At 67.5% G+C, this 20,931-nt stretch carries 19 protein-coding genes; 8 read left to right on the forward strand and 11 right to left on the reverse strand.

Annotated features, from left to right (window positions below):
* Positions 1–37 precede the first annotated feature (37 nt).
* Positions 38–955 (forward strand): NAD(P)-dependent oxidoreductase, encoded by a 918-nt coding sequence (locus H7X47_RS11205; protein ID WP_193368754.1) that lies wholly within the window; start codon positions 38–40, stop codon positions 953–955.
* 45 nt (positions 956–1,000) lie between these two features.
* Here H7X47_RS11205 and H7X47_RS11210 read toward each other — a convergent pair whose 3' ends face one another.
* The 3 genes from H7X47_RS11210 to H7X47_RS26620 form a co-directional block, all read right to left on the reverse strand.
* Positions 1,001–1,885, reverse strand: a complete 885-nt coding sequence (locus H7X47_RS11210) for a type 2 periplasmic-binding domain-containing protein (protein ID WP_193368755.1) — start codon at positions 1,883–1,885, stop codon at positions 1,001–1,003.
* Positions 1,886–2,145: 260 nt separating this feature from the next.
* Positions 2,146–3,306: an extracellular catalytic domain type 2 short-chain-length polyhydroxyalkanoate depolymerase gene (locus tag H7X47_RS11215; RefSeq protein ID WP_193368756.1), complete on the reverse strand. Its 1,161-nt coding sequence runs from the start codon at positions 3,304–3,306 to the stop codon at positions 2,146–2,148.
* A gap of 120 nt (positions 3,307–3,426) precedes the next feature.
* On the reverse strand, positions 3,427–4,044 hold the full coding sequence (locus tag H7X47_RS26620; protein WP_496196152.1) for a 4-helix bundle domain-containing protein: 618 nt from the start codon (positions 4,042–4,044) through the stop codon (positions 3,427–3,429).
* Between H7X47_RS26620 and H7X47_RS11225 the strand changes: the two genes are divergently transcribed.
* A complete protein-coding gene (locus H7X47_RS11225; protein WP_193368758.1) occupies positions 3,992–4,690 on the forward strand; it encodes an SDR family oxidoreductase in 699 nt (232 codons plus the stop codon). The genes H7X47_RS26620 and H7X47_RS11225 overlap by 53 nt on opposite strands.
* Positions 4,691–4,796: 106 nt before the next feature.
* Here the strand turns inward: H7X47_RS11225 and H7X47_RS11230 are convergent, their stop codons facing one another.
* Positions 4,797–5,573 (reverse strand): class II aldolase/adducin family protein, encoded by a 777-nt coding sequence (locus tag H7X47_RS11230; protein WP_193368759.1) that lies wholly within the window; start codon positions 5,571–5,573, stop codon positions 4,797–4,799.
* Positions 5,574–5,835: 262 nt separating this feature from the next.
* Between H7X47_RS11230 and H7X47_RS11235 the strand changes: the two genes are divergently transcribed.
* Together H7X47_RS11235 and H7X47_RS11240 are read left to right on the forward strand one after the other, a co-directional pair.
* The gene (locus H7X47_RS11235; protein WP_193368760.1) at positions 5,836–6,933 is read left to right on the forward strand and encodes a type 2 periplasmic-binding domain-containing protein; all 1,098 of its coding nucleotides are present in this window, start codon (positions 5,836–5,838) and stop codon (positions 6,931–6,933) included.
* Positions 6,934–7,001: 68 nt separating this feature from the next.
* The gene (locus H7X47_RS11240; protein WP_193368761.1) at positions 7,002–9,017 is read left to right on the forward strand and encodes a tripartite tricarboxylate transporter permease; all 2,016 of its coding nucleotides are present in this window, start codon (positions 7,002–7,004) and stop codon (positions 9,015–9,017) included.
* An 87-nt stretch (positions 9,018–9,104) separates the two neighbouring features.
* Here H7X47_RS11240 and H7X47_RS11245 read toward each other — a convergent pair whose 3' ends face one another.
* The 6 genes from H7X47_RS11245 to H7X47_RS11270 form a co-directional block, all read right to left on the reverse strand.
* Positions 9,105–10,424, reverse strand: coding sequence for an NAD(P)H-dependent oxidoreductase (locus tag H7X47_RS11245; RefSeq protein WP_193368762.1), 1,320 nt, complete (start codon positions 10,422–10,424; stop codon positions 9,105–9,107).
* A 6-nt stretch (positions 10,425–10,430) separates the two neighbouring features.
* Positions 10,431–11,231: a phytanoyl-CoA dioxygenase family protein gene (locus H7X47_RS11250; protein ID WP_193368763.1), complete on the reverse strand. Its 801-nt coding sequence runs from the start codon at positions 11,229–11,231 to the stop codon at positions 10,431–10,433.
* 67 nt (positions 11,232–11,298) lie between these two features.
* A complete protein-coding gene (locus H7X47_RS11255; protein ID WP_193368764.1) occupies positions 11,299–11,967 on the reverse strand; it encodes a GntR family transcriptional regulator in 669 nt (222 codons plus the stop codon).
* Positions 11,968–12,131: 164 nt separating this feature from the next.
* The gene (locus H7X47_RS11260) at positions 12,132–13,184 is read right to left on the reverse strand and encodes a 4-oxalomesaconate tautomerase (RefSeq protein WP_193368765.1); all 1,053 of its coding nucleotides are present in this window, start codon (positions 13,182–13,184) and stop codon (positions 12,132–12,134) included.
* 43 nt (positions 13,185–13,227) lie between these two features.
* Entirely contained in the window at positions 13,228–13,938 is a 711-nt protein-coding gene (locus H7X47_RS11265) for a 4-carboxy-4-hydroxy-2-oxoadipate aldolase/oxaloacetate decarboxylase (protein ID WP_193368766.1), read from the reverse strand.
* A gap of 11 nt (positions 13,939–13,949) precedes the next feature.
* Positions 13,950–14,681, reverse strand: a complete 732-nt coding sequence (locus H7X47_RS11270) for a PIG-L deacetylase family protein (RefSeq protein WP_193368767.1) — start codon at positions 14,679–14,681, stop codon at positions 13,950–13,952.
* 91 nt (positions 14,682–14,772) lie between these two features.
* Between H7X47_RS11270 and H7X47_RS11275 the strand changes: the two genes are divergently transcribed.
* Both H7X47_RS11275 and H7X47_RS11280 read left to right on the forward strand, forming a co-directional pair.
* Complete coding sequence (locus H7X47_RS11275; RefSeq protein WP_193368768.1) at positions 14,773–16,068, forward strand: LysR family transcriptional regulator; 1,296 nt, start codon at positions 14,773–14,775, stop codon at positions 16,066–16,068.
* A 138-nt stretch (positions 16,069–16,206) separates the two neighbouring features.
* Positions 16,207–16,608, forward strand: a complete 402-nt coding sequence (locus H7X47_RS11280) for a GFA family protein (RefSeq protein ID WP_193368769.1) — start codon at positions 16,207–16,209, stop codon at positions 16,606–16,608.
* Here the strand turns inward: H7X47_RS11280 and H7X47_RS11285 are convergent.
* Entirely contained in the window at positions 16,595–17,662 is a 1,068-nt protein-coding gene (locus H7X47_RS11285) for an Ldh family oxidoreductase (protein ID WP_193368770.1), read from the reverse strand. The genes H7X47_RS11280 and H7X47_RS11285 overlap by 14 nt on opposite strands.
* A 432-nt stretch (positions 17,663–18,094) precedes the next feature.
* Here H7X47_RS11285 and H7X47_RS11290 point away from each other — a divergent pair, with 432 nt between their 5' ends.
* Both H7X47_RS11290 and H7X47_RS11295 read left to right on the forward strand, forming a co-directional pair.
* Complete coding sequence (locus tag H7X47_RS11290; protein ID WP_193368771.1) at positions 18,095–18,985, forward strand: amidohydrolase family protein; 891 nt, start codon at positions 18,095–18,097, stop codon at positions 18,983–18,985.
* The gene (locus H7X47_RS11295; protein ID WP_193368772.1) at positions 18,982–20,916 is read left to right on the forward strand and encodes a TRAP transporter permease; all 1,935 of its coding nucleotides are present in this window, start codon (positions 18,982–18,984) and stop codon (positions 20,914–20,916) included. Before H7X47_RS11290 ends, H7X47_RS11295 begins: the two co-directional genes overlap by 4 nt.
* Positions 20,917–20,931 lie beyond the last annotated feature (15 nt).

Here is a 20,931-nt window from a genome sequence, read left to right on the forward strand (position 1 = left end):
GCCGGCCCTATATCCTGGGCCCATCCGGAGGAGCGACATGAGTGAGCAGCAAGACGGCGCGCCCGGCGCCCTGACCTTCATCGGCTTCGGCGAAGCCGGCCGGGCCATGGTGACCGGCCTGCGCGAGCAAAACCCCGCGCTGGAAATCCATCTATGGGACATCCGCTTGCAGGGCGAAGACAGCGCGGAACTGCGCGCCGCCGCCGCGGCCCTGAACGCGGTCTGCCACGACGACCTGGGCCCGGCCGTTGCCGCCGGCGAGATCGTGCTCTCCACCGTGGTCGCCAAACAGGCCGTCGCCGTGGCCGAGGCCGCGGCGCCGCACCTGAAGCCCGGCCAGATCTACATTGATCTCAACTCCGCGGCGCCGCGCACCAAGCTGGCGGTCGCCGAGGCCTTGAAGCCCAGCGGCTGCGACGTGCTGGACGGCGCCATCCTCTCGCCGGTGCCCAAGCACCGCCACAAGGTGCCGATCCTGCTGTGCGGCCCCAAGGCGGCGGAAGCCACGGCGAAGCTGGCGGCCCTCGGCTTCAACGTGGAAGACGGCGGCGTGACCCTGGGCGCGGCCTCGGCCACCAAGATGCTGCGCTCCATCATGATCAAGGGCGTCGAGGCACTGTTCCTGGAATGCGTGGCGGCGGCCAGCCAGTTCGGCGCCACGCAACGGGTGCTGGAGTCTCTGCAGCCCAGCCTGCCGGGCCTCGACTGGCCGGAGCGGGCGCGCTATCTCACCTCCCGCTCGGCGCTGCACGGCACGCGGCGCTCTGCGGAGATGAGCGAGGCGGCGACAATGCTGCGCGACATGGGCATCGAGCCGCTGATGGCGGAGGCCGCGGCCAAGCGTATCGCCTGGGCTGTCGAACAGGGCCTCAAAGCCGGCCTCAGCGACGACGCCTTCCCCACGATCGAAGCCATGGAAAAGGCCTTCCCCCGCAAGAGCGACAAACCGGCGTGAGGCCCGGGGGCCGTCGGGCGTGTTCGCTGGAGCCTGACCGACAGATCAGGACACGTCCTCGCAGCACAGGACCTTCCACGTTTCGATCAGCGGATTGAGAAAACCGACGGTCTGATAGCCCTTTTTGATCAGCCCCCTGTCGCGCAAGATCTTCAGGCCGATCTGAACCGCGTCGAATATCTGCTTGGCGTGGGGGGCCCGCTTGGAAATGGCGACATGCCTCGAACCGGGAAGAGCGATCTTTATGCCCGGCACGGGAACGAACCTGAAGCCGTTGATGTACTGTGACAGGTCGCTTGCGCCGGGAAACTCGCCGACCAGGAAATCTGCTCTGCCCTTTTCCACCATCCTGCCCATCAGCTCATACCTGGAAACGGTGGAAGTCGTGATATTCATACGCTGCAGGGCGGCCCAGTCGTAGACCCAGGTATCGCTGGAGACGGCCGTGAATTTCCTCAGCTCCTCCAGCGTCCTGACCTTCAGCAGCTCCGTGTGGTCCGGCCGCGTGTAGATGCCCTTGACGAAGTCACCGACCCGCAAGACGGCATCGCTTTGATACAGGTCTTCGTGCTGCGCGAAATCGTTCCACGGCAGGTCGACCATGATCGCGACTCTGCCCGCCAGAAGCTCCCCCCGCGTCCGCGCGGAGTTCGGGAAGCTGTAGATGGTGTAGGTCGCTTCGAGACCTCCCAGACGGATTGCGCGACAGACCAGGACGAATTCCAAAGACGTACGAAGCCATTGGTCCGAGAAGAAGTCATCCTGCTCACAGACGTCCGGATGCTCCTCCATGATCCGGGAGATTCTCGGACCGAGATTGTCTGAGACGCCGATGTTCACGTTGACGGGCTCCGCAGCGACCGGGCCTGCGAACGTCGCGGCGAAGAAGGCGTAGAACAACGACGCAGCGATGAGGAGAGCCTTGCGCATCCGCTTTTACCTGATCCATTTGGCCAGTCTGCGAGCCGTGAAATTTTAGCCCATTCCCTGGCCACCAACCGCAAGAAAAGAGAGCCTTGCCGACAAAGGCCGCCGGCTTCGCCAACCCGATGATGCAATGCGAGCCGGAGATCAGCCCATGGTTGGCCGAGCGCCGGAACCAAAGAGGATACATCTCCCTCCGTGGTGACCAGGGAAAAGGTCTTCAGCGGCAAGCTGGGCGCGCCTCGTGAGGCGGCGGGTCCTCGGCCCTATTCCTTGTCGCCGCCCGTCAGCCGCTGAATCATGCCAAAAATCGCGCTGACCTGGACGCCATCCTTCAGCGCGAAGTGGTCGTCGTAGGCGTAACCCCACCAGTTCCAACAACCCTTCGGGTTGACGGCAAAACCGTTGCGGAACCAGCGGCCGGGGTAGGCGGCGTCCAGGTCCGCGCGCGTGACGCTGTGCGCCTGGGGATAGAGAATGACAATGCCGTTGCTGTCCGCCCATTCGTTCATGCCGATTCTGCTGTAGAAGCCATCGCCCAGCACCTCGCGCGCCTGTTGGCAGCCGTGCAGCACCACGTGCAGCCGGCAGGTCTCCCCCGCCGCGCAGGCCGCCGGGACGTAAAGCGCGCCGGTTTCGTCCAGGCCGTTGATGACGGCCTGACCCGCGGGCACGAACTCGCGCTGGTCGAAGAGAATCGTCTCGCCGGTCAGGTTCGCGGCCTTGGGCGCCAGGGGGCCGTAGATATGCTTCAGGATCGCACCGGCCTGGTCGTAGTCGCAGTCGTTGATGAAGGGCGGGCCGGTGACCGCGCAGGGCTGGCAGCAGTCCTCGGTCACCCAGGAATGGCCCGCCTCGCTGCCCGGCGCCGGCGGTTCTGCGCGAAAGCTTTCCAGCGCAATGTTCCCCGGCTCGACCCCAAAAGCTTCATAGAGCTGGGCACTGCGTTCCACGGTGATGTGGCTCACCGTCTTGTCCGCCCGGCCGGTGAAGAGATAGACCCTGTCGCCGGCCAGGCCGTCCGGGGGGTCGATCCAGCCGCCCGCGGCAAGCTCCGCCGTGCGCGCACGAAAGGTCTCCGCCGCCGCGACCGGCGGCCGGGCGGCCATGCAGCGGTCGAGGGCGCGACTGACCGAGCCGGCGAGTTCGCCGCCTTCCGCGTCGACGCTGATGGCGGCGCAGCTGTAGAGGCCGCCGGCAACAAGGCCGACGCCCATGATCAGTTCGGAATGCGCGATGTGAAGCTGGCTGGCCATGAAGGCGCCCGAGGAAATCCCGGAAACCGAAATCCTGTCCGGGTCGATGTGAAGCCCGGCGAGACTTTCCTGAGCCCGCGCCTGCGTCGGGGCCGTGGCCAGCAAGGCCGTGAGCAGGGCGATCAGCGTCCAGAGCGCCGCGTGCAGGCGGCGCGAGACAGGCTTCGTCATCGTGGCTCTCCCGTCGGTCTCGAATGGCAGGCAGGCAAACAAGACAGCGCTGAAGCTGTGCGGGGCAACTTGGCGCGCCCCGCGGCCCTTGGCCAGTGACAAGCGCCCCTGATCGGGCGGCTACCCCTTAAGCTTCAGGGTGGCGATCTCGATGCGCGCGGCGGCACCATAGAGCAGCGAGGGTTCGACAGGTGCCTGGGCCGGCGGCACCAGCAATGGCCAGGCGGGCTCGATGAGTTCCAGCTGTTCGCGGATGGCCGCGACCTTGTCCGCAGGGGCGCCGGTCGCCTCCAGCTTTGCCAGCCAGCTTCCCGCCGCCCGCGTGAAGCCCAAGGCGGCCTGATACTCAAAATCCTCCGCGACGCTGCCGTCGTCCTCCACGGCGTCGGCATAGTCTTCGGCGGCGCGACGCACCAGCCTGGTGATGATCTCACCGATCTCATGCGGCGAGGCGGCGGCGGCGGCCGCCTCCAGGGGCGGGCCGCGGCATCGCGAAATTATGCGAACGATTATCAGTATCGCCGCCGCGCAATCTCTTGTCTGGCCCCTGTCCCACAGCCGCCGGGTTGATCGGCGGGAACGGACAGTGGCTTCCCCGTGTGATGCGGGCAGGCGGCACCATAAGCTAGCATCTCCCCATAAGACGGACCCTGGCACCCGGGGCGAAGCAAAAGGGGAGACAGTCATGACGAAGCGGGCACTGATTGTCGGCGGCAGCGGCGGGATCGGCCGCGGCATCGCCGTGCGCCTGGCCGGCGCGGGTTGGACGGTGCTGGCCCACGGGCGCAAGGAAGACGCCTTGGCGCAAACCCTGGCGGCCGTGTCCGCGGCCGGCGGCGCGGGTGAGAGCTTTCAGGCCGAACTGACGGACCCCGAGCAGGTCACCGCCCTGGCGGACTGGGCCTCGCGCGGCGGCAGGCTGGACGCGGTGATCTGGACGGCGGCCGGCGGCCGCTCCGTGCCGACGGCGCCCGAAAGCTTCGAGGAGTGGGATCGCACCCTCGCGGGCATCCTTCACGCCCCGATGCGCCTGACCGCCCTGACTCTGCCGGCGGTCCGCGCCGCCGAGGGCGCCTACCTCTATCTCTGCGGCATCTACGCCAAGATCGGGATGGCGAAGATGGCGGCCCATTGTGCCGGCCGGCACGGCCTGGAAGGCTTCGCCAAGGCGCTTTTCGAAGAGGTCCGCGAGGACGGCGTGCGCGTGACGCTGCTGCACCCCGGCTTCGTCAATACGCAGATGACCAACCCGGAGCGGCTGGATCCCGCAAAATGTGTCCAGGTCGAGGACATCGCCGAGATGGCGGCCTTGGCCGTGACCCTGCCGGCCAACGCCTGCGTCACCGAGATGATGGTGCGTCCGCAGCGTTCGCCCTACCGCTAGGCGGCCCGTCTCACACAGCAAGGAAAACGGGAGAGATCCTTGCGGCCTCTGCCTCGAGTTCGTGAACAGACCCTCATGCCTGAGGGAAACCTCCGTCCTTTGCGCATCAGTCCTTGTAGGACGGATCAAGACGGTCGAGCTTGCGGCGCAGCGCCGGCCACTCGACCTTGCCGATGGGGCGGTAGCCCTTCTCGGAATTGTTGAACTTGTTGCGCTCGATGGTGGTGCGCTGCACGTCCTCGGGGATGTAGTTCAGCTCGGCGCCCGACTGCTGAAAGGAGAGCTGCATGTAACAGGCGCGCTCGGCCCGGTACATCCACATGAAGGCCTCGCCCGCCGTGCGCCCGACGGTCAGGAGGCCGTGGTTGCGCAGGATCAGCACGTTGTTGTCGCCCAGGTCGCGCACAATGCTCTCGCGCTCGGCGACGTCCGTCGCGATGCCCTGGTAGTCGTGATAGCCGGTCTGGGCGATCACCGCCATGGCGTGCTGGGTGATCGGGAGAAGACCGTTCTTCTGGGTCGCGACGCCGGTGCCGGCACGGGTGTGGGTGTGGATCACGCAGGCGACGTCCGGACGCGCCATGTGGATGGCGCCGTGGATGACGAAGCCGGCCGGGTTGATGGTGTAGTCGGTCGGCGAGAGGATGTTGCCCTCCTGGTCCACCTTCACCAGGCTTGAGGCGGTGATCTCGTCGAACATCAGCCCAAAGGGGTTGATGAGGAAATGGTCCTCCGGCCCCGGCACGCGCGCCGAGAGGTGGGTGGCCAGCAGGTCCGACCAGCCGTAGAGATCGACCAGGCGGAAGGCCGCGGCGAGGTCGACGCGCATCTCCCATTCCTCGGGCGAGCAATCGATCTTGGGAACTTCCTGTGGCCTGGCCATGGGATGTCGTCCTTCAAGTGAGGCGGTCGGAAAGCGCAAATGGCCGACGTGCGGCCATCATTAGAACTCAACTCAACATGCTCCCGCCAGGGGCAGGAAGTCATTGCACACGAAAGTAATAGTCATCGCACATAAGTAATCCCTGAGTGCTTGGCGCAAGGAAGAGACCTCAGTAAGGTGATATCAACCGGGCAGCACGCACCGGAAAAATTTAGTGCAGGACAACACCTTTTTGGGCGGGACTCACTCGAGGGAGGACAATATGTCTGTTTTTAAGACCACCCGTGGGGTGGCATTTGGCCTTGCCGCCGCCGCGGCCCTTGCAACCCCAGCAATTTCGAACGCAGCAGAATTCAATCTTGAGGGTAAGACCGTCGAGTTCGTGATTCCCTTCTCGGAATCCGGCGGCTCGGCGCGCTGGGCGAACTTCTACGCGCCGCTGCTCAGCGAGGCGCTGCCCGGCAATCCCACCGTCGTGGTGAAATACCGTCCCGGCGCCGGCTCCACCAAGGGCGCCAACTGGTTCCAGGAGCAGGATACCGCCGACGGCACGCTGATCTTCGGCTCCTCGGGCTCGACCCAGTTCCCCTACCTGCTGGGCGATCCGCGCGTGCGTTACGAGTACAGCGACTGGCAGGTCGTGCTGGCCTCCGGCGTGGGCGGCGTGAGCTACCTGCCGCCGGACATCGCCAAGCGCTTCGACGGCGACGCCGACGACCTGGGCGACATCGACTTCATCTGGGGCAGCCAGGGCGCCACGCGCCTGGACCTGGTCGCCAACCTGGCCTGGAAGATGCTGGGCATGAACGTCGTGCCGGTCTTCGGCATCGAGGGTCGCGGTGACGGCCGCCTGATGTTCGAGCGGGGCGAGGCCAACATCGACTACCAGACCTCGCCGGCCTATCTGCGCAGCGTCGTGCCGATGGTCGAGGAAGGCCTGGCCGTGCCGATGATGACCTGGGGCTCGCTGGACGACGACGGCAACATCGTGCGCGATCCGACCTTCCCGGACATCCCGACCTTCAAGGAGGTCTGCGAGAAGACGGCGGCCTGCGAGACCAAGGGCGACGCCTGGGACGCCTGGAAGGCTTTCTTCATCGCCGGCTTCCCGGCCCAGAAGATGGTCTTCCTGCCGAAGACGGCCCCAAAGGAAGTCGTCGACGGCTATGAGGCCGCCTTCAAGAAGATCCATGCCCGTCCCGACTTCGCGCAGATGGCGGAAAAGACCCTGGGCAAGGATCCGCAGATGACCGGCAAGGCCGCCGACAACGCGAAGAAGCTGGCGACCACTGTCCCACCTTCGGCCAAGCAGTTCGTGCTCGACTGGCTGAAGACAGACTACGACGTCACGCTGAAATAGAAGCGACTTTGGTGACCGGCTCCACCCAATGGGTGGGGCCGGCGCGCCTTTTGCGCTAAGAGTAACCTATGGACCTGTTCGCGACAGCGCTGCCCGCCCTTGGCGAGGCAGTTTCTCTTATTCTCCAGCCGGAACAGCTGATGTTCCTGTTCGTCGGCGTTCTCCTGGGACTCTCGGTCGGGGTCTTCCCGGGACTGGGCGGCATCGCCGGACTGTCGCTGGTCCTGCCTTTCATCTTCGGCATGGATCCGGTGTCCGGGCTGGCCCTCATGGTCGGCCTCATCGCCGTGGTGCCGACATCCGATACCTTCGCCTCGGTGCTGCTGGGCATCCCCGGCTCCACCGCCAGCCAGGCGACGGTGCTGGACGGCTTTCCCCTGGCAAAGAAGGGCGAAGCCGCCCGCGCGCTTTCCGCCGCCTTCATCTCCTCGCTGTTCGGCGGCCTGCTGGGCGCCACCGTCCTGACCTTCTTCATCCTCATCGCCCGCCCGCTCATCCTCGCCTTCGGCCTGCCGGAGATGCTGATGATCACCATCCTCGGCCTGTCGATGGTCGCGATCCTGGCCGGGCGCATTCCGCTGAAGGGCGTGGTGGCCGCAGGCCTGGGCCTCATGGTCGGCACCATCGGCGAAGCCGCCGCGGGCGGCAGCCTGCGCATGGCGACCTACGACATTCCCTACCTGATCGACGGCCTCTCCCTGGTCATCGTCGGCCTGGGCATCTTCGCGATTCCCGAGATCGTCTCGCTGCTGCGCCAGGACCGGGCGATTTCCAAGTCCGGCGGCCTGGGCAAAGGCTGGATCGACGGGGTGCGCGACTGGTGGCGCAACATCTGGCTGTCGATCCGCTGCTCGGCCATCGGCGTCATGGTCGGCGTCATCCCGGGGCTCGGCGGCTCGGTCGTGGACTGGATCGCCTACGGCTTCACGGTGCAGTCGACCAAAGAGAAGAGCGGCTTCGGCAAGGGCGAGATTCGCGGCGTCATCGGCCCGGAATCCTCGAACAACGCCAAGGAAGGCGGCGGCCTGGTGCCGACGCTGATCTTCGGCATCCCGGGTTCGGGCAGCATGGCCGTCTTCCTGGGTGGCCTCGCCCTGCTGGGCTACGACCCCGGCCCGCACATGGTGCGCCACAACCTGGACATCACCTATACGATCGTCTGGTCGCTGGCCATCGCCAACGTGCTGGGCGCCGGGCTCTGCATCGCCCTTTCCAACCAGATCGCAAAACTGACGACGATCCGCTTCACCCTGGTCGCCCCCTTCCTCTTCATGGTCATCGCCTTCGCCGCCTTCCAGTCGCGCCAGTCGCTGGGCGACCTGGCGGCGCTGATGGCGGTGGGCGTGCTGGGCATCTTCCTGCGCCGCTTCGAGTTCTCGCGCCCGGCCTTCCTGATCGGATTCGTGCTCTCGGCCCAGGCCGAGTCCTTCTCGAACATGGCCAACCAGATCGCCGGCGCGCGCTTCCGCCAGGGCCTCATGGACGGGCTGGAGTACGTCGCCTCGCCCATCGTCCTGGTGATCCTGGCGCTGATCATCATTTCGATCATCATCGGCGTTCGCCAGGCCAAGCACATCCTGGGCTCGGACACGCCGCCGACCGGCGGCAAGCGCGCGCCGCTGATCTTCCTCATCTGCATCCTCGGCTACCTGTCGGTCGCCTGGATCGACGCGCTCGGCATCCACCGGATGGGGGACAAGATCTTCCCGGTCACGGTCGGCGCGGTGACCCTGGTCTGCGGCTTGGCGCTGTTGATCCAGATGATACGCGCGCCGGAGAAGCATGCGTTCTTCGCCGATTTCGAGCGCGGCGGCGAGGACGCGAGCGCCCCGCACGGCCTCTGGGCGACGCTGGGATGGTTCGCCTTCCTGCTGGTGCTGTCCTGCCTCTTGGGCTTCATCCTGGCGGCGACGATCTTCTTCATCACCTTCCTGCGCATCCGCGCAAATGTCTCCTGGCTGCGCAGTGTCATCCTGACGGCCATCGCCATCGGCTTCATATGCTTCCTGGCCGGCACGCTGGGACGCGACTTCCCGCCGGGTCTGCTGCAGGAGTTCGTGCGCCTGCCCTGGCCGCTGACCTAGCGGCCCGGAAGGCGGGCGATCGCCGGGAGGGCGGCGGCGGGGAACCCCCGGGTTCCGGATGTCCTGCGAGGAACCGCCTTCTTGCGGCTAAGCGGCGGCGCGGCCCCTCAGGCGGCGCTCCATCTCCCGCCGGAACTTCACCGCGTCCAGGGTTTTGTCGGCGTCGACATCCTGCCACCTGATCGGCCGGCCTTCGGGGATATCTGCTTTCAGGACGACCTTGTGGGCGAGGCCGATCGGCAGGCCGCCGAGCCGCAGTGATTTCTCCGCCGGCAAGAGCTTGCCCCAGACGGTGAAGCCACCTTCGCCGTCCAGCACCTCTCCCGCCTTCAGGCCGCGCTTTGCGGTGGCGACCACGTCCCCGCGAAAGCCCTGAGTGGACCCGGTCGGCTTCTTGAGCAGCGCCGCCGAGAGGATCGAGATATTCAGTTCCAGGCCAATCAGGTGGAACGGCTTGTACATGGCCGAGTAGCGACCCGACGCATCCGTGTTCATGCCGTATTGGCGAAAGCAGGCGGCGGCGTAGTCGTTGGGTGCCTCGATGACCACGTAGACTCCCCAGCGCAGGTCCTTGAAGACCGGGCGGCCGTCGCGCTCCAGCGAGGACACCACCTCAACCTGGCCCTTGTCTTCCAGTTGCCCGCCGTCCGCGAGCGGACGCAGGACATGCGCGAGGTCGTCCATCCCTGCCGCCGGAAACTGAAGGCCCTCCGATGGCGGTTCCAGGCCGGTGGCGTTGGCGATGGCCGCCATCTCCAAGGCCGACTTGGTGCCGTCAAGGAAGGAGTTGAACATCTGGCTGTTCATGCCGGCGGCGGCGGCCTGCTCGCGGGTCAGGCCGTAATAGTCCCAGACCGTGTCGGGCGTCGAGGCGTGGTAGCTCGGCAGGTACTTGGTGCCTTTGCCCGCGGCCACCACCTCGAAGCCGGTGGCGCGCGCCCACTCGACCAGCTCGCAGGTCAGCGCGGGCTGGTCGCCATAGGCCATGGAATAGACGACACCGGCGCTCCGCGCCTCCTCGGCCAGCAGCGGGCCGGCGAGGACGTCGGCTTCGACATTCACCATGACGATGTGCAGGCCATTGCGAATGGCTTCGCGCGCATGGAGGATGCCGACGATCGGATTGCCCGTCGCTTCGACGACCACGTCGACGCCGCCCGCCCGCATCATGGCGGGCGCGTCATCGGTGAAGCGAGTTTTCGCCGTCAGCTCGTCCGGCCAGCCGACGTCCTTGCAGGCCTGCCTGGCGCGGTCGGGGGCGAGGTCGGCAATGACCGCGACCTCCAGCCCCGGCGTCGTCGGGACCTGGGACAGAAACATGCTGCCGAACTTTCCCGCCCCGATGAGGCCGACGCGGACGGGATCCCCGGCGGCGGCCCGGGCCGCAAGCTCCTGATAGATGTACATCCGGCCTTACTCCGCGGCCTGGCGCTGCGCGGCGACCAGCTCGTCGAGGCAGTCGTCGTCCAGCGGGGTGATCGGCGTGAAGTCCCGGTGCGCGATCCAGTCCTCGCGGTTGAAGGCGCGGATATGATTGTCCACGTGGCACAGCGAGAGATAGACGATGGTCCGGCCGAAGGGAGAGATGTTCGGCGGGCTGGCGTGCACCAGCAGGGAGGAGAACATCAGCATGCTGCCGGCGGGGCCGGTGGGCGCCACACAGCCGCCCTTCTCGGCCAGCTTCCTGACCGTTTCCCGGTCCAGCGTCCACAGCGGATAGGAGGTCGTCTCGAGATCGTGCCCCGCCTCGACGACGCCCTGCTTGTGGCTTCCCGGAATGAACAACAGCGGACCGTTGGCCGCCGTGACGTCGTCCAGGAAGACGGCGATGTTCATGGCCCGCGGCTCCGGCATGTCGTCGTCCCTTTTCCAGGTGCCGTAGTCCTGGTGCCATTGCCAGACCTCGCCGTCGAAGGCCGCCTTTGCATTGACCTTGTACTGATGCATGTAGACCGGCCCGCCGAGGACCTGCTGGACCGGCTCGATCAGCCGGGGATGCGCACCGAGCCGGCGGAAGCCTTCGTTGTAGAGGTGCGCGGCGAAGGCGGTGCGGGCGACGCCGGAGGCTTCGCGCCAGACCTCCTTGCGCTCCATCGCGTAGACGTTTTCGGCTTCGTGTTTCAGCAGGGCTGCTTCCTCGGGCGAGAACTTGCCGGGAAAGAACAGATAGCCCTGCTCGTCGAACTGCTCCAGTTCCTCGTCGGTCAAACGCATGGGACTCTCCTCCGGGAATTAGGTTTGTTTTTGCTGCAAGCCGAGACGCGGCGTACCGGGGCTTCGCCTACAGGTTCTTGAGACGCCGGTAGGTCGCTTCGCCGGCGCTTTCCGCATGTTGGGCCGCAAGCGAGCCAACCAGGTCTTCGTCGCCGGAGACGACCGCTTGGGCGATCGCCGCGTGCTCGGCCCAGATGGCGCCCCATGACTCCCGGTCTTCCAGGACGACACGCATGGAGCGCCGCATGTGGGGCCAGAAAACGTTGGCCGTGATCGCGATTTCGGGGTTGCCGGACAGCTCGTACATCGCTTGGTGAAAGGCCACATCGGCCTCGACAAGCGCGTCGATGTCCCCGGCTGCGGCCGCCGCTTTGCCTTCTTCGATCAGGACCCCCAACGTCGAAGCCTGAACTTCCTGCGCCCCTACCCGCCTGGCCGCCAGACGCGCCGCCAAGCGGTCCAGGGCGCCACGCACCTGGTAGAGGCCGAGCAGGCGGTCGGCGTCGATCGGCGCGACCATCTGGCCCTTGCGGCCACGGTCGACCACCAGCCCCTCGTACTTCAGCAGGATCAGCGCATGACTGATGGGTTGCCGGCTGACCCCCAGGCGCGCCGCCAGGTCCTCCTGCGCCAGGGGCGTGCCCGGCGCCAGATCCCCGGACAGGATCGCCGCCCGGATCGCATCCAGCGTCTGCATGGTGAGATCGGGCTTCGGCGCGAGGGGGGGCATCTGCATGCTTGCCACCTGAGTTATTTCTGAATTCTGAATTCAGAACACCGTAGGCCTCAGCGCAGCCGATTGTCAACGCGAAGGGGATCACCGGCCAAGCAACCGGAGATTTTGCGCCCGGCAAGGACGCAGGACCAAAGCGCCTGCCGGGGCCCTTGTCAGAGACGGGCCTAGCCGTCCTCGTGGGGGAAGACGCTGCCGACGAAGAGCTTGCGGGCGGTGCGCAGGAAGGCGGCGCGCTTGATCTCCGGCGGCGAGCCGCCTTCGTCGATCTCCATCAGCACGTCGAGCGCGCCGGTCGGGTGCTCAACGGCGAGCTTCTTCGTGGCCCCCTCGGGGATGACCGCCACGCCGGCTGCCGGCGAGTCCGGCAGCAGGCAGGCGGTGGCCACGCTGATGGCGCCGAAGACGCCGATGGTCGCGTGGCAGCGGTGCGGGATGAAGGTGCGGGGCGAGTCGCAGCCGCCGTGGCGCGGGGCCGAGACCATGGTCATCTTGGGAATGGTCTTCTCGGTGACGTCGCCCAGGTTCATCAGCGGGCCGGCGGCGAGGCGGATCTTCTCCAGGCGCGCCTTCAGCTCGCTGTTGGCGTCCAGCTCTTCGCGCGTTTCCTCGCCGCTGATCCCCATGTCGGAGGCCAGCATGACCACCACCGGCATGCCGTTGTCGATCAGCGTGACCTTGGTGCCCGCCACCTCGTCGACCGCGTTGCCGGTCGGCAGCAGGGCGCCGCAGGTGGAGCCGGCGGCGTCGGTGAAGCTCAAGGGCACCGGCGCCGCGCTGCCCGGCACGCCGTCGATGTGGGCCTCGCCCCTGTAGCTCGGCTTGCCGCCGGGCGTGGCGATCTCGGCCACCGCGGTCTGGCCGCTGTTGGACATGTAGATGGTGACGTGGGTGACGGGGTCGCCGGCGGGCACCAGGCCCTGCTCGATGGCGAAGTAGCCGACGCCGGCCAGGATGTTGCCGCAGTTCTGCGCGTAGCCGACGCGCGCTTCGTCGACGAAGACCTGGGCGAAGAGGTAGTCGACGTCGATGCCCGGGCGCGCGGAGCGCTCGACGATGGCGACCTTGCTGGTCAGGGGATCGGCGCCGCCGATGCCGTCGATCTGTCGCGGATCGGGTGAACCCATGACCGACAGCAGCAGGGCGTCGCGCGCGGCCGCGTCCTGCGGCAGATCGCTGGCCAGGAAGTAGGCGCCCTTGGAGGTGCCGCCGCGCATCATCGTGCAGGGGATCCCGGAACTTCCTGAATTGCCGGACAAGGGATCAGCCTTCCGTCTTGCCGGCGGCGAGGTCCGCGTGGTCGACGTACCTCAGTCCCTTGTCGGCCAGGCGCTGGCGCATGTTGTAGATGTCGAGGCCCAGCTCGCCGGCCTGGAGGCGGGCGCGGGTCGCCTCCTCCTTCTCCTCGCGGGCGCGGGCCGCGGCCAGCACCACCTCGGCCTCCTCGCGCCTGACGATGCAGACGCCGTCGTCGTCGGCGATGACCACGTCGCCCGGCGCCACCGCGGCGCCGGCGCAGACGATCGGAACGTTCACCGAGCCGACGGTCTCCTTCACCGTACCCTGGGCCGAGACCGCCTTCGACCACACCGGAAAGCCCAGCTTCGTCAGGTCGGCGGTGTCACGGGTGCCGGCCTCGATGATCATGGCGCGCACCTTGCGGGCGATCAGCGACTGCGCCAGCAGCTCGCCGAAGTAGCCCTGGTCGCTGGGCGAGGTCGGGGTGGCGACGACGATGTCGCCTTCCCGGCACTGCTCGACGGCGACGTGGATCATCCAGTTGTCGGCCGGCGCCATGGAGATTGTCACCGCGCTGCCCGCCACCCGGGCGCCCGGGTAGATCGGGCGCATGTAGCTCTGCATCAGGCCCTTGCGGCCCTGGGCCTCGTGCACCGTGGCGACGCCGCAGGCGGCCAGGCCGTCGACGATGGCGCGCTCGGCGCGCGGGCAGTTGGTGACGACAAGATTGCTCATCACACGTCCTCCTACAGCTCGTCTACCGTGCGCGGGAAGATCGACTGGAAGGCCTCGGCGTATTTCGCCGCGCGGCCGCCCGCCTGGCCGCCGGAGTTGCGGCGGAACTGGTTGGCGCGGTTTTCGCCCACGTTGGTGTAGTAGCTCCAGAGGTGCTCCTGGCCCTCCATGCATTGAATGGCGGCCCACTTCTGCTCCCAGACATCGGTGATGTCGAGGAGGGTGTCGGGACGCCAGTCACACTGCTCGGTCTGGTGCGGCTCGAAGAGGTAGAGCTGCGGCGCGCCCAGCACCTTCTCGCCCGGCTTGTGGCCCCAGGCCTGGGCCGTCGAGCGGCACTCCAGCGTCACCTGGGTCGCATAGGGGTGGTCGCTGTTGTAGGGGTCGGCCTTGGAGTGGCTCAGCAGGAAGGACGGCTGCACGCGGCGCATGGTGTCGACCAGCCGCTCCTTGGCCTCGGGGCCGGCGACCAGCGGATAGTCGCCCAGGTCGAAGAATTCGATGTCGTGGGCGTTCAGCGCCTTGGCGGCGGCCTCGGCCTCCTTGCGGCGGGCGTCCTTCACCCGCTCCAGGGTCATGCCGTCCTGCTTCCACAGCTTGGCGGACTCGCCGCGCTCGCCGTAGGACAGGCAGACGATGGTCACCGCGTAGCCCTTGGAAGCATGCAGGGCGATGGCCCCACCCGCGCGCCAGACGAAATCAGCGGCATGCGCGCTGACGACCAAGGCGGACTGCCCAGCCATTAACTCCTCCTGCAACTCAGTTCCGGTGTCGGACGGCAGTATTGCCGCCGGGGTCGGGTTTGTATAAGAAATTCACGGTACGAGGCATTACATGTTGCTATTCATGGGCAGTCAAAACACACGCGCGAACCGGCCAAACCTGCGCCATCTGCGGGCTTTCAGCCTGGCGGTCCGCGAGGGAAACATTAGCCGGGCGGCAGAAGCGGCGCGCGTCACGCAATCCGCCGTCAGCCAGGCCGTGGCCCGGCTGGAGGGTCACTACGGCTGCCGCCTGCTGGAGCGCGGCACCACCGGCGTCTACCCCACCGAGCTGGGCCAGGTGGCGGTGGAACGCATCAACCGGGCGCTGGAACGGCTGCGCGCGGCGACCCAGCGCGTCTGCACCGGGCGCGGCAATCGCGGTTCCGGCGCTGTCCTGCCCGACCGCATGCTGACCCTGTCGCAGCTCGACGCCTTCGTGGCGACGGCGCGCGCCGGCGGTTTCAAGGCCGGCGCGAAACGCCTGGGCATCTCTCAACCTTCCGTGCACCGCGCCGTGCGCCAGCTGCAGGACGTGCTCGGCGTCGACCTGCTGGAGCAGACCAGCCTGGGCCTGGCGCCGACCCGCAGCGGCGCCGACTTCGCCGCATCGGTCGGTCTGATCCTGAAGGAAATCGACCTGGTCTCCGACGACCTGGACGAGGCCCGCGGCCGGCACCAGGGCCGTGTCGCCATCGGCGCCCTGGCCCTGGGACGCACCGAGCTGGTGCCGCGGGCGGTGGCGCGGGCGGCCCGCGCCTTTCCCGACGCCAACTTCCTGGTCCAGGACGGCACCTACGACCAGCTGCTGCACGGCCTGCGCGCCGGCGACCTGGACCTCATCGTCACCGCCGGACGCCCGCTGGCCACCGACGACGTGGTCGAGGACCTGCTCTTCGAGGACCGGCTGGCGGTCGTCGCCCGGGCGGATCACCCGCTGATCGTCAAGGGCATGTCCTCGATCTCGGATCTGGCGCGCTACCCCTGGATCCTGCCGCGCGAAGGCACGCCGACGCGGCGCAGCTGCGATGCCTTGCTGGACCGGATCGGCGTGCAGCACGAGAAGGGCCTCATCGAGACCGGCTCCCAGGCCTCGGTGCGCGGCCTGCTGCTGGAGAGCGACCGCCTGACCGTGCTGTCGCGCCACCAGATCACCCCGGAGCTGGAGGCCGGACTGCTGGCGGCCGTCGACATCGGCCTGCCCGAGCTGCGGCGCACCATCGTCGCCACCCTGCGGCGTGACTGGAAACCGACCCAGGTGCAGGCCACCCTGCTGAAGGAAGTGAAGGCCATCACGCAGGAATGGATCGCCGCCGACGCCAAGGTGCAGGCGGCCTCGGCCAGGCGCAGGGCTGAAAATCCAGCCTGATCGTCCAGGATCAGGACCCACGGGCTGACCGAAACCGTCGGATCCGCGCTTCCAGCCCGGTGTCACATTGAACCGACCCAAATGTTCATGTAATGTTCTTTCTATCTTGGACAGAGTTCGAATCTGCAGAGGTGGGTGATGATTCCTGGAAGCTGTTGCTGTGGAGCGGTCCGGTTCGAGCTGTTGGCGCAGCCGTCGATGATGGCGACGTGCCACTGCACGAGGTGCCGCAAAGTCGGGGCGAGCACCCTGGTGTTTGTGAAAAAAGAGGACCTGAGATGGATTCAAGGACGGGATCACGTCCAGCTTTTCGAACCGGTTTCCCCTTACAAGTACGGTCGGTGCTTCTGCAGGACCTGCGGCACCTCGCTGGGTGAAATCCTGTCGGAAGCGGAGAGCTTTCCGATTGCTGCCAATGCCCTGGACAGTGAACCGGGCGTGAAGAACCGCTTCCACGAGTTCGTCGCCGAAAAGCCCTCATGGTACGAAATCTGCGACGGCGCCAAACAGTTCGAAGGGCATCCCGTCACCTCGGACTAGGCGTCCCTCGGCCCTTCGCCAGGGCCTCGATCTTGGCCAGCAGGTCGGCGGGCAGGACAATCCCCTTGTCCAGCGCCTCGGCGCGGCGCAGTTGCTCTCGCTCGCCGGGAATCTGCACCGGCTGCGCGGGATCGGCCGGCGGCGTCTCGCGGATCAGGCGGCAGAAGCGCGTCACGGCGGCTTCGTAGGCCTCCTTGCCCAGCAGGCGGGCGGGGTCGAGCAGCAGGAAGAAGTGGCCGGTCCCGCAGGGGCGCTCCGGATAGTCGGTCCAGGGCGAGATGTCGGTCAGGAAGCGCGCGCCGCTCAAGACCCCCGAGAGCAGGTCCACTGCCTGGGACAGGCCCGAGCCCTTGTGCCCGCCGAAGGGCAGGAGGAAGCCTTCCAGAGCCGCCACCGGGTCGGTGGTCGGCTTGCCGGCGGCGTCCACCGCCCAGCCTTCGGGAATGCCGGCACCTTCGTCCCGCGCCTTGCGGATCTTGCCGCGCGCGGCGACGCTCATCGCCATGTCGAGGATGAAGTGCGGCGCGTCCGGGCCCGCCGAAGCGGGACGGGGCGCGGCGATGGAGAGGGGGTTGTTGCCGAGGCGCGCCTCACGCCCGCCCCAGGGCGCGATGGTGGTGGAGGCGTTGGTGCCGCTGATCAGCACCAGACCTCTCTCGCAGGCTTTCAGCGCATAGGGGGCCAGCGCGCCCAGGTGGTTGGAATTGCGGCAGCCGACGTAGGCGAGGCCGCTTTCCGCCGCCATCTCGCAGCCGGCGTCCAGGGCGGTCATGGCGACCGCGGGCCCCAGGCCGTCGTCCCCGTCAACCAGGGCGAGCGAAGGCGCCTTGCGTTCCACCTTGATATCGGCGCCGGCCTTGATGCCGCCCAGGCGCAGCCGCTCGCTGTAGAGCAGCACGCGCAGCACGCCGTGGGTACCAATTCCCATGAGATCGCCCTCGACGAGGATATCCGCGGACAGGGCGGCGTGGCGCGGAGCGGCCCCGGCGGCGGTCAGCGCCGCCTCGGCGAGGTGCAGCAAGCGCGCCCGCTCAACAGTCACGGTTTTGGTCATAGCTCGGCAGCCTCACAAGGTCCTGGACGATGGGACCAACCATAGGCCGGGCCGGCGGCGATTCGCCGTCCAATCTTCCGTTGCCGCCATAAATTCCACGGGCCCCGGCAGCCCTGGCGCCGCCATATCCCCTGCTTATGGCCGCGCCGCTATTTCTTATTACCTCAGACCGGGCCATGGCATTACGGTTTCACAGGAAATTCGCGCCCGGCACCGGCGTCCGGAAACACCTCCGGATAACGGCACATAATGACCGGCAAGAGCAAAAACGGCAGGTGGGCCGGGCGCGCGACCATCGATCGAGGACATCGATCCAGGGGAGGAGTCGATGGCGGCGGCGCAGAAGTCTGCCCCTTATCTCCATGCCGCTACCAGGCGCGTGGCCAGTTCGAGACCCACGACCTCAGCAAGGCTGGGGCCGGAGGAGCGCGGGTGACCTCCGACTACCTGCCGTTCCATCCCAACCCCAAGAAGCCCGATTTCGTCGTGCCGCCCGGCGCCGTCGACGCGCACTGCCACGTCTTCGGCCCGGCGGCGGTCTTCCCCTTCGCGCCGGAGCGCAAGTACACACCCGTCGACGCCCCCAAGGAGAAGCTCTTCGCGCTGCGCGACCACCTGGGCTTCACCCGCAACGTGATCGTCCAGGCCTCCTGCCACGGGCGCGACAACCGGGCCCTGGCCGACGCGCTGATCGCGTCCCGGGGGCTGGCCCGCGGCGTCGCCGTACTGGACCCGGAGATCGGCGACGACGACCTGGCCGCGCTGGACCGCGCCGGCGTGCGTGCCGCCCGCTTCAACTTCGTCAAGCGCCTGGTCGACAACACGCCCAAGGACGTCTTCCGCAAGGTCGCCGAGCGCGTCACCGCCCTGGGCTGGCACAGCGTCGTCTACTTCGAGGCCGCCGACCTGGACGAGCTGATGCCCTTCCTGGCCGCCCTGCCCGGCACCGTCGTCATCGACCACATGGGCCGGCCCGACATCGACAAGGGCGTCGAGGCGCCAGCCTTCCAGCAGCTGATCCGCTTTCTCGACGACAATCCGAACATTTGGGTCAAGGTCTCCTGCCCGGAGCGCCTGACCGTCGCGGGGCCGCCCTACGACGACGTGGTGCCCTTCGGCCGCGCGCTGGTCGCGCGCTTTCCCGAGCGCGTGCTGTGGGGCACCGACTGGCCGCATCCCAACATGAAATCGCATATTCCCGACGACGGCGCACTGGTCGACTGGATCCCGCGCATCGCCGGGACCGAAGCCCTGCAGCGGGCGCTGCTGGTCGACAATCCCCTGCGCCTCTACTGGCCCGAAGAAGCCGGAGCGGCCTCTTGAGCGACGCGGCGACAGAGCGAAGCTGGAGCGAAGGCCTGATCGCGGTGCTGGCCGCGGTGATGTGCGTCGCCTGCATCCTGTGGAACATCGAGACGCCGACCCGCCTGGGCGTTGCCATCCTGACCGAGCAGTACCTGGCCTTCCAGCTGGGCCTGGCGCTCACCATCGCCTTCCTGCGCTTCGGCCCCTCGGGCGACCGCAAGGCGCGGGTCGGGCTGGTCGACGGCCTGGCGGCCGTCGTCTGCTTCCTGGTGCTGATGTACGCGGCCTGGGATTTCTCCTACCTGCTGCGCGAGCAGGCCTACCGCCCGCCGGAGATCACCGTCATCGGGCTGGTCGTCACCCTGGCGGTTATGGAAGGCATCCGGCGGCGCGCCGGCTGGACGCTCTTCGTCATCGTCGCGATCTTCCTGGTCTACGCGCTCTTCGCCGACAAGGTGCCCGGCCAACTGATCGGCAAGGCGCTCACGCCCGTGCGCCTGGTGCAGTACGTCGGCTTCGACCCCAGCGCCGTCTTCTCGACGCCGCTGGTGGTCGGCACGGTCATCGTGCTGCTCTTCGTCTTCTTCGGCCAGCTGCTCTTCGCCGCGGGCGGCGGCGCCTTCTTCACCGACCTGGCCATCGCCGCGACCGGGCGTTCGCGCGGCGGCAGCGCCAAGATCTCCGTCGTCGGCTCGGCCCTCTTCGGCACCATCTCGGGCAGCGCGGTCTCCAACGTGGTCACCACCGGCGTGGTCACCATCCCGCTGATGCAGCGCGGCGGCTATTCCAGGAAGGACTCCGGCGCCATCGAGGCGGTGGCCTCCACCGGCGGCCAGCTGACCCCGCCGATCATGGGCGCCGCCGCCTTCCTGATGGCCGAGTTCCTCGACATCTCCTACCTGACCGTCGCCGCCGCGGCGCTGATCCCGGCGCTGCTGTACTACGTCAGCGTCTTCATCCAGGTCGACCTCATCGCCGGGCGCGACCGGATCAGCCACGGCGACGACGAGGTCCTCAGCGCCGCGGAGGTGCTGCGCGCCGGCTGGCATTTCGCGCTACCCCTGGGGGTGCTGCTCGCCGCGCTCTTCTGGTGGCGCTACGACCCCGAGGACTCGGCGCTCATGGCCTCCATCGCCATCGTCCTGGTCGGCTTCCTGCGCGGCTACCGCGGCCAGCGCCTGACCCTGGCCAAGTTGCGCGACGTCTTCATCGATACCGGCACCTCCATGGTGGACCTGATCCTGGTGGTGGCGGCGGCCGGTTTCGTCATCGGCATCCTCAACATCACCGGCCTCGGCTTCGCCCTCACCCTGGTGCTGGTCAACGCCATCGGCGAGAACCTCTTCCTGCTGCTGCTGGTCTCGGCGCTGATCTGCACCCTGCTGGGCATGGGCATGCCGACATCCGGCGTCTACGTGCTGCTGGCCGCCCTGGTCGCGCCCTCGCTGGTGCAGGCCGGCGTGCCGGCGATCGCCGCGCACCTCTTCATTCTCTACTTCGGCATGATGTCGATGATCACGCCGCCGGTGGCCCTGGCCGCCTTCGCGGCGGCGACCATCACCAAGGCCGACCCCCTGGGCACCGGCTTCGCCGCCATGCGGGTCGGCTGGGCCGCCTACATCATCCCCTTCATCTTCGTCGGCTCGCCCGCCCTGCTGCTGGAGGGTTCCTGGAGCGCCATCGCCCTCGCCACGGTCCTTTCCATCATCGGGGTTGCCGCCATCTGCGCGGGCATGGTCGGCTTTTTCCACTGCCGCCTCGGCACACCAACACGCCTGCTCTTCGCGGCGCTGGGGCTGGGCGCCCTGCCGGCCGGCTATCTGCCGGCGGGCTGGGACAAGATCCACATCGCCTGCGCCGTGGCGGCCGCCGGCGTTGCCGCCAGCCTCATCTACTTCAGACGCAGCGCCGCCCAAGACGTCCAAGTACCCAGAGAATCGACTGACTGAAAGAAATTCAGCACG

Source organism: Pelagibius marinus (assembly GCF_014925385.1).
Lineage (GTDB): Bacteria > Pseudomonadota > Alphaproteobacteria > Kiloniellales > Kiloniellaceae > Pelagibius > Pelagibius marinus.

Coding starts and splice junctions, on each gene's coding strand:
- H7X47_RS11205 (WP_193368754.1), top strand. CDS start 38: ATGAGTGAGCAGCAAGACGGCGCGCCCGGCGCCCTGACCTTCATCGGC.
- H7X47_RS11210 (WP_193368755.1), bottom strand. CDS start 1,885: ATGCGCAAGGCTCTCCTCATCGCTGCGTCGTTGTTCTACGCCTTCTTC.
- H7X47_RS11215 (WP_193368756.1), bottom strand. CDS start 3,306: ATGACGAAGCCTGTCTCGCGCCGCCTGCACGCGGCGCTCTGGACGCTG.
- H7X47_RS11225 (WP_193368758.1), top strand. CDS start 3,992: ATGACGAAGCGGGCACTGATTGTCGGCGGCAGCGGCGGGATCGGCCGC.
- H7X47_RS26620 (WP_496196152.1), bottom strand. CDS start 4,044: ATGCCGCGGCCGATCCCGCCGCTGCCGCCGACAATCAGTGCCCGCTTC.
- H7X47_RS11230 (WP_193368759.1), bottom strand. CDS start 5,573: ATGGCCAGGCCACAGGAAGTTCCCAAGATCGATTGCTCGCCCGAGGAA.
- H7X47_RS11235 (WP_193368760.1), top strand. CDS start 5,836: ATGTCTGTTTTTAAGACCACCCGTGGGGTGGCATTTGGCCTTGCCGCC.
- H7X47_RS11240 (WP_193368761.1), top strand. CDS start 7,002: ATGGACCTGTTCGCGACAGCGCTGCCCGCCCTTGGCGAGGCAGTTTCT.
- H7X47_RS11245 (WP_193368762.1), bottom strand. CDS start 10,424: ATGTACATCTATCAGGAGCTTGCGGCCCGGGCCGCCGCCGGGGATCCC.
- H7X47_RS11250 (WP_193368763.1), bottom strand. CDS start 11,231: ATGCGTTTGACCGACGAGGAACTGGAGCAGTTCGACGAGCAGGGCTAT.
- H7X47_RS11255 (WP_193368764.1), bottom strand. CDS start 11,967: ATGCAGATGCCCCCCCTCGCGCCGAAGCCCGATCTCACCATGCAGACG.
- H7X47_RS11260 (WP_193368765.1), bottom strand. CDS start 13,184: ATGATGCGCGGCGGCACCTCCAAGGGCGCCTACTTCCTGGCCAGCGAT.
- H7X47_RS11265 (WP_193368766.1), bottom strand. CDS start 13,938: ATGAGCAATCTTGTCGTCACCAACTGCCCGCGCGCCGAGCGCGCCATC.
- H7X47_RS11270 (WP_193368767.1), bottom strand. CDS start 14,681: ATGGCTGGGCAGTCCGCCTTGGTCGTCAGCGCGCATGCCGCTGATTTC.
- H7X47_RS11275 (WP_193368768.1), top strand. CDS start 14,773: ATGTTGCTATTCATGGGCAGTCAAAACACACGCGCGAACCGGCCAAAC.
- H7X47_RS11280 (WP_193368769.1), top strand. CDS start 16,207: ATGATTCCTGGAAGCTGTTGCTGTGGAGCGGTCCGGTTCGAGCTGTTG.
- H7X47_RS11285 (WP_193368770.1), bottom strand. CDS start 17,662: ATGACCAAAACCGTGACTGTTGAGCGGGCGCGCTTGCTGCACCTCGCC.